Source organism: Puia sp., assembly GCF_036500295.1.
Classification (GTDB): domain Bacteria; phylum Bacteroidota; class Bacteroidia; order Chitinophagales; family Chitinophagaceae; genus Puia.
In genome coordinates this window covers 24673-38428 of sequence record NZ_DASYCH010000091.1, presented here as the reverse complement: position 1 = coordinate 38428, position 13756 = coordinate 24673, and the positions used below count along the sequence as shown (strand labels likewise).

11 protein-coding genes are annotated in these 13756 nt (G+C 57.0%); 5 read left to right on the top strand and 6 right to left on the bottom strand.

Annotated elements, in window-relative coordinates:
• The 4 genes from VGM48_RS17220 to VGM48_RS17205 all read right to left on the bottom strand — a co-directional run.
• The coding region (locus VGM48_RS17220) for an ATP-binding protein (protein ID WP_331581368.1) at positions 1-788 on the bottom strand (788 nt) is incomplete at its 3' end.
• Positions 789-821: 33 nt separating this feature from the next.
• Positions 822-1742: an AraC family transcriptional regulator gene (locus tag VGM48_RS17215; RefSeq protein ID WP_331581366.1), complete on the bottom strand. Its 921-nt coding sequence runs from the start codon at positions 1740-1742 to the stop codon at positions 822-824.
• A 37-nt stretch (positions 1743-1779) separates the two neighbouring features.
• The gene (locus tag VGM48_RS17210; RefSeq protein ID WP_331581364.1) at positions 1780-3249 is read right to left on the bottom strand and encodes a RagB/SusD family nutrient uptake outer membrane protein; all 1470 of its coding nucleotides are present in this window, start codon (positions 3247-3249) and stop codon (positions 1780-1782) included.
• Positions 3250-3276: 27 nt separating this feature from the next.
• Complete coding sequence (locus VGM48_RS17205; RefSeq protein WP_331581362.1) at positions 3277-6345, bottom strand: TonB-dependent receptor; 3069 nt, start codon at positions 6343-6345, stop codon at positions 3277-3279.
• A gap of 239 nt (positions 6346-6584) precedes the next feature.
• On the opposite strand from VGM48_RS17205, the gene VGM48_RS17200 reads away from it, so the two are divergent.
• Positions 6585-7598 (top strand): LacI family DNA-binding transcriptional regulator, encoded by a 1014-nt coding sequence (locus tag VGM48_RS17200; protein ID WP_331581360.1) that lies wholly within the window; start codon positions 6585-6587, stop codon positions 7596-7598.
• Here VGM48_RS17200 and VGM48_RS17195 read toward each other — a convergent pair.
• On the bottom strand, positions 7588-8946 hold the full coding sequence (locus VGM48_RS17195) for an arylsulfatase (protein ID WP_331581358.1): 1359 nt from the start codon (positions 8944-8946) through the stop codon (positions 7588-7590). The two genes, VGM48_RS17200 and VGM48_RS17195, sit on opposite strands and share 11 nt — an antisense overlap.
• On the bottom strand, positions 8879-9988 hold the full coding sequence (locus tag VGM48_RS17190; protein WP_331581356.1) for an LLM class flavin-dependent oxidoreductase: 1110 nt from the start codon (positions 9986-9988) through the stop codon (positions 8879-8881). The genes VGM48_RS17195 and VGM48_RS17190 overlap by 68 nt, the downstream gene beginning before the upstream one ends.
• 129 nt (positions 9989-10117) lie before the next feature.
• Here VGM48_RS17190 and VGM48_RS17185 point away from each other — a divergent pair, with 129 nt between their 5' ends.
• Genes VGM48_RS17185 through VGM48_RS17170 form a run of 4 tightly spaced genes read left to right on the top strand, consistent with a single transcriptional unit; the run spans position 10118 to position 13752 of the window.
• Entirely contained in the window at positions 10118-10981 is an 864-nt protein-coding gene (locus VGM48_RS17185; protein WP_331581354.1) for an SPFH domain-containing protein, read from the top strand.
• Positions 10982-10983: 2 nt separating this feature from the next.
• A complete protein-coding gene (locus tag VGM48_RS17180; protein WP_331581352.1) occupies positions 10984-11205 on the top strand; it encodes an Arc family DNA binding domain-containing protein in 222 nt (73 codons plus the stop codon).
• A gap of 46 nt (positions 11206-11251) precedes the next feature.
• The gene (locus VGM48_RS17175; RefSeq protein WP_331581350.1) at positions 11252-11629 is read left to right on the top strand and encodes a hypothetical protein; all 378 of its coding nucleotides are present in this window, start codon (positions 11252-11254) and stop codon (positions 11627-11629) included.
• Between the two features lie 44 nt (positions 11630-11673).
• The gene (locus VGM48_RS17170; protein WP_331581348.1) at positions 11674-13752 is read left to right on the top strand and encodes a TonB-dependent receptor; all 2079 of its coding nucleotides are present in this window, start codon (positions 11674-11676) and stop codon (positions 13750-13752) included.
• Positions 13753-13756 lie beyond the last annotated feature (4 nt).

Sequence of the window (13756 nt, the reverse complement as noted above, 5' to 3'; positions counted from 1 at the left end):
CCGGGGATATAAAGGATATGGGTCGACTGATCATAATGTATGTCCGCGGTATTCCTCTTCTGCTCATGCGTATCGAGCAGCACCTCCTTGCGGCCGTCGGCATAGACATAATAGACGATCCCCAGCCACTCGCTGACGATGAGATCGCCATTGCCGACCTCTTCCACGCCATCGCCGCCATTGGGAAGGTTGGTGACGGTGACCGTCTGCCTGGCGGCATTGGCCAGGAGGACGGCTTTCTTCGCCAGGATATACAGACCCCTTGTCGAAGACATCAGCCCGTTGATGCCGTTGAGGTTGTCCATGTACAGGGTGGGGACGTCCTTTTCGATGCGCCAGAGTTTCCCCGTCTTCGAGTCGGAGACATACACGATGCCGTTGGCGTCGACGGTGATGTCGTTGAGGCCGGAGGCGCCGGGGATCGCGATCTTTTTCTCGACGACACCCTTTGCGATGTCGATCACGACGACATCGCTGATATCGGCGGCATAGAGATGGTTGCCAAAGCGGCCGAGACCCTTTGGCGCGTTGAGCCCGGAGATCCAGTTGCCGTCATAGTGCTTGCCGTCGAGGCTTAGTTTTCCAACACCTCCCTTCCCATCGGCGTCCCAGCCGCCGCCGTCGATCAGCGAGACATAGAGTTGGGTGTGTTTGGCGTCGGGCAGCACCGACTCAGGAATCGCCACCACCGTATCGGTCTCCCATAGCTTTTCCAGCGAATGTGCGTTAGCCTGCGATCGCGCAAGCAGCGGAAACATCAGGGGCAATGCCCAGCATAATTTTTTCATGTCAGCTTGTTTAAATGCAAGAAGGGGTTTGTTTCAACAATTAGCCCTATTCGGGCGCGCTAATATCTGACCTTCGGTCGGGCAGCCTCCAGCTGCCCTTGCCCGCTGGTAACCCAGGGGACTCTTACCGGTGATCAATTTAAAATATTTGTAGAAACTGGTGAAATTATTAAATCCGCTCTCGTAACACAGTTGTTTTATGCTGAGGTTGTTTTCGATCAGGAGCTTGCAGGCATGGCCGACCCGAAGTTCGAGAAGAAACCGGGAATAGGTCTTGCGGGTGCGCGACTTGAAGAAACGGCAGAAGGAGTTGGGGCTGATATTAGCAACGGCGGCAATCTCTTCGAGTTGGATGGGGCGCCGGAAGTGGCGCAGGCTGTACTCATAGATCAGGTTGATCCGCAGGTGTTCGGCTTCACCGAGGGTGTGCTGAAAGCCCATGGAAGCCAGGGGCTGCACCTGGTCGGATTGAGCCAGGACCTGCAGGGCCTCCATGAGGAGGATGACGCGGGTCATCCCTTCGGAGTCGAGCAGCTTTTCAAGCAAATGGGCGACGCTGTCCCTCGCCTCGCCTTCCACCTGCAGGCCCCGGCGGGCCTTTTCGAGGAGGGCCTTGAGGAGGGTGTTCTCGGGAAGATCGAGAAACGACCCGCCCCAGAAGTTCTCGGGGAAATGGGCGACGCGGACATCCGTCGGCTCTTCGTGGTGCTCGTCGAAATAGGGATCGTCGAATCGCCAGTAATGGGGCAGGTTGGCGCCCACCAGAACAACATCGCCGGCTTTGAACCGTTTCATGTTGTCGCCCACGAACTGGGTGCCGCGCCCCTGCTTGAAGTGGATCAGTTCCACCTCGGCATGGAAATGCCATTTGTTATTGATATACGGTACGAGATCGCGTCTGACGCTGAAAGAATGTCCGGGCTCTCTGGAAACTTTTAGCAGTTGTGGTCTCATAGTTGTGGTTTTATCGGTTTTTCAATAGTTCCTTTTATTAATAACCCGTGTTCTGGGTCAGGTTTTTATTGGCGTCGAGCTCCGTCTGCGGGAGCGGCAACAGCAGGCGGCTGTCGGGCAACGTCATGCCGATGCTGCTCTCGATCTGCTGATAACGGCCGAGGCGGATGAGGTCCCAGCGTCGATGACCTTCGACGCAGAGTTCGCGCTGTCTTTCCTTGAGCAGGGAGTCGACGAAGTTGTCCGCGGTGGGGACGTTGACGAAGCTGTACTGGTTGGCCAGGGGGATCTTCGCCCGCTGCTGGACCTTGTCGATTCCGGCGAACTTACCCGGGTCGTTGGGGTTGAGGTTGTTCATGGCTTCGGACTGCATGAGCAGGACATCGGCATAGCGCAGGACGATCCAGTTGACTCGGGAGTTGTTGGAGTTGGCGACCCATTTGGCATCGCGGTATTTGTAGATAAAGGGTGTGACGGCCGATCCGTTGACCTTGGTGCCGATATTCCAGTTGTGCCGCATGGTGTCATAGACGGGGTAACCGTTGTTCACAAAGTTGGTGTTGGCTACAAAGGAACCCGAACCGCCGAGCAGCGCGGGAGAGAACATGCGGCAGGTGATGTTCTGGGTGGTGGAGCTGCTGTTGTCGCCGAACTGGACGGCAAAGATGACCTCTTTATTACCGCCGGTGACGCTGTAATATTTGTTATCGCAGCTGAAGACATCGCCATAGTTGGGCATCAGCGAATACACGTTGGAGTTGATGACCTTGTTGCATTCGTCGAGGGCAGCCTGGTTATCGCCTCCATCGGCATAGGGCGATTTGGCTCTCTGGAGGAAGACCCGGGCCAGCATGGCCGAGGCGGCGCCATTGGAGACCATGCCCTTGTTGGCGACAGCGATATTGGGTTCCGAGAAGCAGTTGGCTTCGGCGAATTTCAGGTCCGAGATGGCCTGCTGGTAGATGGTCGCGGCGGCAGTGCGTTTTGGGAACAGGGTGCTGTCGCCGGGGCTGGTGATGGGTTTTGTCAGCAGCGGCACATCGCCGAAGCTGCGGACCAGGTCGAAATAAGCCATGCCGCGAAGAAAGTAGGCGTTGCCGAGGATGTTGTTTCGGGCATTGACATCCATATTGATCTTCGGCACATTGGCGATGACGTCGTTGGCGCGGCTAATGAGTTTGTAGCTGTTCTGCCACCAGTTGGTGATCTCGGGATTGGCGGCGTTGTACTGGATCTTGTACATGTCGATCCGTTCCTGGTTTTGTGTGAGGATCGGCGCCAGGCAATCTGCGGGGCACTCGGTGATGATATAGATGGTGCGTTGGTAGTAGGCCTGGGGCTGCAAGGCGCTCAATACGCCGTTGATGGCGGACTGGGCGTCGGCCGCCGTCTGGTAGAAATTGGACGGCGTAAGAACGCTATACGTGGTTTCCAGCAGTTGCTTTTTGCAGGCCCCAAGGAACAAGGCTCCTGCGGCAGCGGTTACAAGCAAAATATTTTTTTTCATTGTTTTTGTTTTTGATGGGTGCGTGGGTTAGAAGCCCAATTTGATACCTGCCATGTAAGACCGTACATTGGGGTACGGGTTGTAGTCCGTGTTCAGCGAGCTGTAGTTGCCGTTCGAGTTGCCATAGGAGTTGACCTCGGGGTCATACCCGGAATAGTGCGTCAGGGTGAGCAGGTTCTGCCCCGTGATGTATACGGTCGCTTTTTTGAACACGCCGCCGGTCAGCTTTGGCAGGGGAACATCATAGGACAGGGTGACCGTCTTCAGGCGGGCATAAGACCCATCTTCCATGATATCGCTGGTGACGCCGAGACCGCGGCGCACGGTGCTGGTGACGATGGGCAGGCGGTTGTTGTTGACGGCGCCGGGAACCCAGCTGTCGGTGGCTACATAGGCGAACTTGTTGTCGCCGGTGGTGCCGTTCTCCATCTCGATCTTGTTCTCGTTGAGGATATTGTCCCCATAGACGCCCTGGATCAGCACATAGAGGTTGAAGGCGCCCACGCGAAGATCGCTGCTGAAACCGGCGGTGAACTTCGGCAAAGCATGACCGATGATCATGCGATCGGAAGCATTGACCTGGCCGTCGGCATTGAGATCGGCATAGTGAGGGTCGCCGGGTTTGACGGCCTGCTTGGTCCCGCTTTTGGCGATCTCATCCGCGGACTGCCAGATGCCCAGAAATTTATACCCATAGAAGGAACCGAAGGGCTGACCCACCTTGAGGATGGCCGAGGCCTGACCGCCGCTGGGGAAGAGGCTGGTGCTGACGTTGCCGGTGTACTGATAGGGGACGCTGCCGAGGCTCAGGATCTTGTTGAGATTACGCGAGAAGTTGACCGTGGTGGTCCAGCGAAGGCCCTTTTTGTTGATGTTGGTCGAGGTGATCGCAAACTCGAAGCCCTGGTTGCGGACGGCGCCGATGTTCTGGATCATCGTGGTGAAGCCGGAGGTCGAGGGCAGGGATACCGTATAGAGCAGTTTTGTCGTCTTCTTGTTATAATAGTCACCAGTGAACTGGAGGGTATTGTTGAACAGTCCGAGGTCGATACCGGCATCGGTGGATGCGGTCTGTTCCCAGGCGAGGTCGGCATTGGCGATGTTGTTGGGCGAGATACCGACGACGCGGGCGCCGTCGAGGTAGTAGGTGTTGGTACTGTATTGCGGCAGGGACAGGTAGTCGGGGATCTCCTGGTTACCGGTGAGGCCGTAGCTCAGGCGGACCTTCAGCTCGCTGATGGCGGAGATGTTCTGGATGAACTTCTCATCGGAGGCGCGCCAGGCGAAGGCGCCGGAGGGGAAATAACCCCATTTCTTGTTGACACCGAAACGGGAGGAGCCGTCCGCCCGCATATTGAAGGTGAAGATGTACTTATCCATGAGCCGGTAGTTCACCCGCATCAGGCCGGAGGCCAGGTTGTTCTTGTTGGTGTTGGAGGTGACACTGGAGGCCGAACCTACGCTCAGGTTGTCGGTGCCGTAAGCATTCGAAGAGAGCGAGGTGGCGCTGGCGTTGGCCGATTTGTTCTTCCAGAGCTGATAGGTCCAGCCGGCAACCACATTGATGGCGTGGATGCCCATGGTCTTATCGAACGTGATCGTATTCTCGTTGAGATAGTTGTAGTTGTTGTTGGTATTCACCTGGGCCTGGCCGGCTGGCGCAAGATAGCTGGTGGTCGGCTTGAAGATCTCTTCGCGGCCATTGTAGAGTTCACCGCCGATGGTGGACCGGAGCCGGAGGCCCGGGATGATCTCGTATTCTACGAAGGCGTTGAGGAGGGTGCGGATATCATATTGCCTGTCGGTGTTCTGGGTGGCCTGGGCGACAGGGTTGCCCATCTGGTCGGTGTAGGGCAGCGGACCGTCCTGGAAGGTAAAGTTCCCGGCGCTGTCGCGGATGGGCAGGGCGGGGTTGAAACGGAGGGCATTGAGGATGGTGCCGCTGGTGCTGCCGCCGTTGGAGTTGACATCGCTCCTGGCCGTCCAGGCATAGGTGACGGCGCTGTTAATGCCGGCGCGCACCTTGTCGCTGATCTTGCTGTCCATGTTGAAGCGAACGGTTCCGCGTTTGTAACCGGTGTTGATCAGCACACCCTGCTGATCGAAATAATTCGCGCTGAGATAGTAGTGATTGTTATCACTGCCGCCGCTGACGTTGATGAAATAGTTGGACATTGGGGCGGTGCGGTAGATGGCCTTCTGCCAGTCCGTGCCGGCGCCGATCTTCGCGATCTGTGCGTCGGTGTAAGGTTTTGCGGTATTGTTGAAGGTGGCTATCTGGTTGAGATAGGTGGCAAACTGGGTGCCGTTCATCATCTTCAGCCTACGTGCCACCTGCTGTTCGCCGGTGTACATATCGAAGCTGACGGCGGGTTTTCCGGCTACGCCTTTTTTCGTGGTGATCAGCACGACCCCGTTTGCGCCGCGGCTGCCGTAGATGGCGGCGGCGGAGGCGTCCTTGAGGATATCGATCGACTGAATATCGGTGGCGTTGAGCCCGGTGAGGTCGGCGCCGGCATAACCATCGAGGACATACAGCGGATCGCTGCTATAGCTGATGGAGTTGGTACCCCGGATACGAACGCTAAACGCGGCGCCGGGCTGAGAGTTGTATTGTGTAACTTGTACACCAGCGACCGTTCCTTCCAGCAGCTGGGTGGCGCCAAGCACCGGGGTTTGATCGCTGTTGGTGAGGGAAACGGTGGCGACCGCGCCGGTGAGGTCTTTCTTCTTTGCGGTGCCATAACCCACGACGACCACTTCATTTAGGCCTTTGGCGTTGCCCTTCAGTGTCGCGGTATAGGTGGAGCCTGCGCCGACGGCGGAGGAGGGGACTTCGAGGTTGTCATAACCAACGGCAGAGATGATCAGCGTATAAGAACCGGTGTTGGGGACTCTGACCCGATAGGTTCCGTCGGCCGACGCGGCGACGGATTCGCCTTTTCCCGAGGAGCTTCTGACGGAGACGGTGGCTCCGGCGACCGGCGCGTTGTCTGAGGAAATGACCTTACCCGTGATGGTTCTCTCCTGTGCATGCAGAGATTGACCCAGGAAGATCAGCATTCCCAGCACGAAAAGCATTTTTCGCATAAGCATAATGGCAAGATTTTTAGTGGGTTTGTTACAATTGCCAGGGTCAAGTTGGAGAAAAGTTTCAGGATAATGCGCGGTCGTTCATTACTTTATTTACGGAAACGGTTGCATGAATTCTTATGCAACCGCTTGCAGCAAATGCGCTGTGGCCGTTGCTTCGGCAACTACAACGTTTTCGTAAATAAAATCCGGCGCGGTAAGGGGATTGCGTAATTTTCAGACACAATCATTGCTTGCTACACATGAACTCGGTCAACCTAAAACAACTGGCGCGGGAACTCAACTTATCTGTTTCCACGGTGAGCCGGGCCCTTCGGGACAGCTGGGAGATCAGTACTCCCACCAAGCAGCGCGTCTTCGACCTGGCCAAGAAAATGAATTTCCAACCCAATCCTTACGCCAGCAGTCTCCGTAAGCATCGCAGCCGGACGATCGCCGTCGTCATCCCCGAGGTGGCCAATAATTTCTTTGCTTTAGCTATCAAAGGGATCGAGACGGTGGCCCGGGAGAAGGGATATCATGTTCTCATCTATCTTACCAACGAGGATGTCGCCGAAGAGGCGGCCATCGCATCCAGCCTGCAGAGCGGGCGGGTGGATGGAGTGATCCTTTCGCTTTGCGGGTCGTCGCAGGATACGCGTCATCTGCTGGAGCTGCAGCAACGGAATATCCCGCTTGTTTTCTTCGACCGGGTGAGTGAGGGCATGACCGCGCCCAAGGTGATGACAAACGATCAGGAGAGCGGGTTCATCGCCACGGAGCACCTGATCCAGGCCGGTTGCCGCCGGGTGGCGCATCTGACGATCTCGATGAGTCTAAGCATCTCCAATAAGCGGCAGCAGGGGTATGAGGATGCCTTGCGGCGCTATGACCAGGGCGTAGAAACGGGGATGATCATTCATTGCGGCAAGGATGACGCGGAGAATTACCGGCTGATCCGGGAGCTTTTTATGTCGGAGAACCGGCCCGACGGTGTTTTTGCGTCGGTGGAGAAGCTTGCCGTGCAGGTATATCATGTGTGCCGGGAACTGGGTCTGCAAATCCCCCGGGACGTGAAGGTGATCAGCTTTTCCAATCTCGTGACGGCATCCCTGTTGAATCCTTCGCTGACGACGATCGCGCAGCCCGCCTATGATATGGGCAAGGAGGCGGCGACGATCCTGTTCCGGCGGCTGGAAAAGAAATATATTGTCGTGCCGGAAGACCGGGTGATGCTGCCGGCGCGACTGGAAGTGCGGGATTCGACTATGGCTTAGGATTCTCGGTGGCGAGAAGAGGCCAGTCTTTGTTCGACCGATGTGACTCCTGCATATCGGTCTTTATCTGCCGGACGATGTCCGGGTGTTGCGCGGCGACATTCTTCTGTTCGCCGGGATCGGTTTCCAGATCGTATAATTCTATTGGCGGGTCCGCGACGATATTGACATCGAGTCTCACGCCCTTCCATTTCCCCCATCTCACCGCCTGCCGGCCGTTGTTCTCGTGAAATTCCCAATACAGGTAATCATGGGCTTTTGCCGTTTGCGGCCGGCCAAGCAGGACGGGCAGGATGGAAAACCCGTCGATGGCCTTTGTCGTCGGGATGCCGGCGACTTGTTCGAAGGTGGGAAAGAAGTCCCAGAAGGCGCCGGTCCAGTTGCTGGTGGCGCCGGGTGTTATCTTCCCGGGCCAGACGGCGATGAAGGGCTCGCGGATGCCGCCTTCATAGAGGTCGCGTTTTATACCGCGGAGGGGGCCGCTGCTGTGGAAAAAAGCGGGGTCGCCGCCGCCTTCGCGGTGGGGCCCATTGTCGCTGGTGAAGAGGATGAGGGTATTGGCGCCGAGGCCCCCTGCCTGCACTCCGCGCAGGATCTCGCCCACATAGCGATCGAGCCGGGTGACCATCGCGGCATAAGCCGCATGGTGGGCGTCCCGGAACTCAGCGAGGTAGTTGGCATAGACGCTGTCATGCGGAACCTGCAGCTCGGCATGCGGCAGGGTATAGGCGAGATAAAGAAAGAAAGGGCGGCTTCGGTTGCGCCGGATAAATTCCAGCGCATGCCGGTGGATGAGGTCGGCGGAATAAACGGAATCCTTGTTTTTGGAGTTGGGCAGATGGACAAGGGAGTCGTTCGCCCAGAGATGGTCGGGATAATAATTATGGGCAAGGGTCTGACAGTTGTAGCCAAAGAAATCGGTGAAGCCTTTTTTCCCGGGAATACCGGTGGACCCGGGATAGCCGAGACCCCATTTCCCAAAGGCGCCGGTGGCGTAGCCATTTTTTTGGAGGACGGTGGCGATGGTGAGGCTGCTGTCGGGCAACGGGTATTGCCCTTCGGGTTGATAGCCGCGGTTGCCGCGGATGGCGGTGTGGCCGGTATGACGACCCGTCATCAGACTGGCGCGGGAAGGGGCGCAGACCGAGGTGCCGGCGTAGAACTGCGTGAAGCGCATGCCGAGGGTAGCCAGCCGGTCGATGTTTGGCGTGTGGATCTTTTGCTGCCCCTCATAACCCACATCGCCATAGCCCAGGTCGTCGGCCAGGATGAGGATGATGTTAGGACGTTGCTGCGCGAAGAGAGTTTGTGCTGTCGTCAGGATAAGCAGGAGCAGGATCGGCTTCATGCTTAAAGTTAGGGATTTCCCGTGGCGTTAGTTCGAAGAGTTGGGCGAATAATTCATAAGACCGCAGGCGATCGGTGGGGTCTTCGGTAAAGGTGGAGATGATGAACTCGTCGACGTCGAAGTCCGCGGCGAGCCCGGCAAACCGGTCGCGCAGTTGTTCGGGCGTGCCGACGGCGGTCCGGCGGCGGTTGTGGAGGACGCGTTGCCATTCCGCGGGCGTATACTCATAGGCGAGAGCCGCGGCGACGGTGGGGATCTCATCGTACTGGCCTTTTTCAAAACCGAGAAGCCGATAGTCGATCAGGGCCTGGGTCTCGTGTACTTTCCGGGGATCGTCGGAGCAGAAGGCGAAGATGCCGACGGCCGTCACCGGCTGTTCAAGGGTGGCCGAGGGTTTGAAGCGGCTGCGATAGGCGCGGATAGCTTCGGGGCCGCCGATGGGGTTTATAAACTGGGCATAGCAGAGGGCCATGCCGAAGTGGGCGGCGAGAAAAGCACTCTCTCCGCTGGAGGTGAGCATCCAGAGCTCGGGCCGGGTATCGATGTGGGGGATCGCGCGGATCTTGCCTTCAAAGTTGCCGGGGCCGGGGGTGTCGGTAAGAAAGGATTCGAGGTCGCGAAGTTGTTTGATGTATTCCTGGGGGTCGAAGGTGTTGCCCGGGTTGAGGAGCTGCGCCGTGAGGCGATCGCCGCCGGGTGCGCGCCCGAGGCCCAGGTCGATACGGCCGGGGTAGAGGGCTTCGAGGAGGCGGAAGTTCTCGGCCACCTTCAGCGTGCTGTGGTTGGGGAGCATGATGCCGCCGGAGCCGATACGCATCTGCCGGGTCTCCGCGGCAAGCCGGGCGATGAGGATCTCCGGCGCGGGGCCGGCGAGGGTGGTTGTATTATGGTGTTCGGAAAGCCAGTATCGGGTGTAGCCGAGGCGGTCGGTGAGCCGCGCCAGCTGGATGGATTGCTGGAGCGCCGCCAGGGCGTCAGAGCCTTTGCTGATGGGCGTCTGGTCCAGGACACTGAGGCGGAATTTATTGGAGGTGAGCGACATATGAGTAGACGGGAGGCTTTGCCCGCATTGGGATAACAAGAAAAGGGATGAATGGTTTGCATTTTGGCCGGACGGAATGTACCTTCGTATCATTATGATATCATTTTGATATCAGAAAACCTAACTTTTATGGACAAGCATATTTCGGAAAGGATCCTTAATCCCGTAAGCGGGTATGTTATTCTAATGTTGCTGCTGGTGTCAGCCGGCCTCTGCTTTTTGTTGATGGCATCGGGTGGCCAGCCTGTCGCCGTGGTGATTTGGTTTGTGCTTCTTTTTTTCTCCCGGGGCCTGCTCGTGATCTCCCCGAATACCGCCAAGGTGCTTTTGTTGTTTGGCGATTATAAGGGGACGGCCCGCGAAAGCGGGTTCTGGTGGGTGAATCCGTTTTATCAGCGGCAGACGGTATCCGTGCGGGCGCGGAACTTCGAAAGCGAGCAATTGAAAGTGAACGACAAGATGGGCAACCCCGTGCTCATCAGCGTGATCCTGGTATGGAAGGTGAAGGACACCTATCGCGCCTGCTTCGAGGTGGATCAGTATGTCAACTTCATCAAGGTCCAGACCGACTCGGCGGTGCGGAAGCTGGCGGCGTCCTATCCCTATGATCATTTCGAGGACGAGCGGGCGGTCGTGACGCTGAGCACCAACTTCGACGAAGTGAATGCCACGCTGGAACACGAAACGGCCGAACGCCTGGTCATCGCGGGCATCGAAGTGGTGGAGGCGAGGATCACGCACCTGTCCTATGCGCCGGAGATTGCCGGGTCGATGTTGAAACGGCAGCAGGCCTCCGCGGTGGTTGCGGCGCGCCATAAGATCGTGGAAGGTGCGGTGGGGATGGTGGAAGCGGCGTTGCATCTGTTGTCGGCGAAGAACATCATCGAGCTGGATGAGGAGAAGAAGGCGGCGATGGTGAGCAATCTGATGGTTGTACTTTGTGGCGATCGGGAAACGCAACCTGTCGTGAATACCGGGACTTTAAATCATTAAGGATGGCGGAGAAGAAACCCTTTGCTTTGCGGATAGACATGACGTCGATGAAGGCGATCGAGAAATGGGCGGCGGACGAGTTTCGCAGTGTCAACGGGCAGATCGAGTATATCCTGCATCGGGCATTGAAGGAGACGGGAAGATTGAAAGATGGCGCTTCGGATGAGGGAAGTGAGGACGGGAATGCAGGCGAAGGCGGGAATGCAAAGAAGAAAAAAGAATAAAAGCAAAAAATCCGTTAGCTTTGCACTCGGTGTATCTTTTTCACCGATGTATAAGTATCCCGTAACCATACTACTTATTCTGCTGATCGCGGCTCAAAGTTTCAGCAAGTGGTGCCTGATCGCGCAGTTCCAGGTCAACCGGGATTATATCTCCAAAAATTTGTGCGTCAACCGGCGCAATCCGATCAGTTGCTGTAAGGGAACCTGTTTCCTGAACAAGGCACTGCAGGACGATGAGCGGCAGCAGCAGGCACCGGTCCGGGGCGGCCAGCATGACGAGATCCTGTTGCAGGTACATGTGCCCGGCAATGAGTTGCCGCAACCGGTTGTCATGGCCGCCACGTTGCGGCATGCGTCACGCTATATCGATCGCGCCGCGCAGGAATATCTTCCTTCCTTCTTTGCTCCTCCCCGATTGGGATAGACTGTTCGGCTTCTTTGTCTATTTCCAACTTCAATCCATCTTTGATGAAAATATTTTTTCGCTATGGCGTCGTCGCCATGGCTTGGGTATGCCCGATTTTATTATTCGGGCAGGCGCCCGATTCGCCGCATGTCAGTCAACTGAATGAGCTGGTCGTTACCGCGAGCCGGACGGCGCAGCGAAGAACCGAGGCGCCCGTGGCCATCAGCACCATCAGCGCAAAAACGATCGCGGAGACCAGGGCCAATCAACTGGACCAGCTGCTGAACAAGGTGAGCGGCGTATTCATGGTCGATCTGGGCAACGAGCAGCACGAGATGAGTATCCGGCAGCCGATGAGTACCGCGGGCGTCTTTCTCTACCTGGAGGACGGGATACCGATCCGCACGACGGGCGTTTATAATCACAACGCCTTGCTGGAGATGAACGCGGCGGCCACGAAGCAGATAGAGATCATCCGCGGGCCGGCATCCGCACTTTATGGAGCAGAGGCGATCGGCGGGGCCGTGAATGTGATCACCGTCGCACCACCGGCCACGCCGGCAGGCATGGTGAGCCTCCAGCGCAACAATAACGGCTATACCCGCGCCGACGCGCAGGCCGGCGCCAGCTTTGGGAAATGGGGAGTGGTCGGCAGCGCATACTATGCCAACCGGACGGATGGACCCATCCAGTACAGCGATTTCCATAAGACGGCGGTGACGATCCGCGCCGATGGCAAGCTGAGCCAACGGCTCACCTGGACCAACTCCCTCAGCTGTGTGAACTATTACAGTGATATGTATGGCTCGCTGGACAGCGCCCATTTCGCGCAGCACAATTATCATACGCCCTATTCATTTACCTATCGTAAGGTCGAAGCGCTGCGGGTCCGGTCGACGCTCGACTTTAACTGGAAGGAGGGCTCGGCAACCCAGCTGACCCTGGTCTACCGGAATAATAGCGTGGGACAAAACCCCTCCTATTATATCAGCGACAGCCGCACCAATCCCTTTTTAGCCAACGGGCAGATAAACGACAATTCCTTTCACAGCTATATGGCGCTTGTCCAGCACCGGCAGGACTTCCGGTTCCTGCGGAGCCGGCTGATCGCGGGATTGAGCGTCGATCTCAGCCCGAGCCGGTATTGGGCGAAGTATATCGCCATTCAAAAGGATGCCAAGGGCAACTATGGAAGCTTTGTGCCCAGCGACTCGCTGTTGAGCAACTACTCGACAGGGATCAGCAATATCGCCGAATATGTAAACTACGAGGTGACGCCTTTTACCGGGCTGAAGGTGGCGGCGGCGTTGCGCTACGATCTCTTCCATTACAATTTTCTCAACCACCTCCCGCCATCGGCGTCGACGGGATCGGCCAACACGGGAAACGATTTCCACCGGGTGACGCCGAAACTGGGAGCGACCTATAATTACAGGGGCATCGGTTTCTATGCCAATTACAGTCAGGGCTACGTGCCGCCGCAGGTCACCGATCTGTACAATGGGGTAAAAGTTCCTTATCTCCGGCCGCAGACCTTTTTCAACTATGAGGTGGGCGGCTGGCTGGCGCTGCTGAAGAACAAAGTTTACATGGATTGGAGCGTGTACCGGATGGATGGGACAAACCAGATAATAAATGTCCGGCAGCCCGATGGGTCCTTTGTTAATCAGAATGCGGGAAAGACGCGGCATGAAGGTGTTGAGTACGGGATCACGGTGCGGCCTTCGGATGAGTGGACGCTGCGATTGAGCGGCGCGAATTCGGATCACTGGTTTATCGTTCAAAACGAGAACGGGCAGAATTACAGTGGCCGGCAGATGGCGGCGGCGCCGCATTTTATCGCCAATGCCGAAGTGACGTACCGGCCGGCTTTTTTAAAGGGCTTGCGCATCGGCGCCGAGTGGCAGCGGCTGGGGAGGTATTGGATGGATGATGCCAATACGGTGCGGTATGCGGGTTTCGGGATCGTCAATTTTCGAACGGGATATACGTATCGTGCCTGGGAGGTTTGGGTGAATGCACTGAATGCGTTGAATAAATATTACGCGGCGCTGGCGACAAGATCGACGTATGGCTATAGTTATAATTTGGGCGATCCGGCAGAACTGACGGTTGGATTGGCCTGGCATTTTTTAAAATGACGCG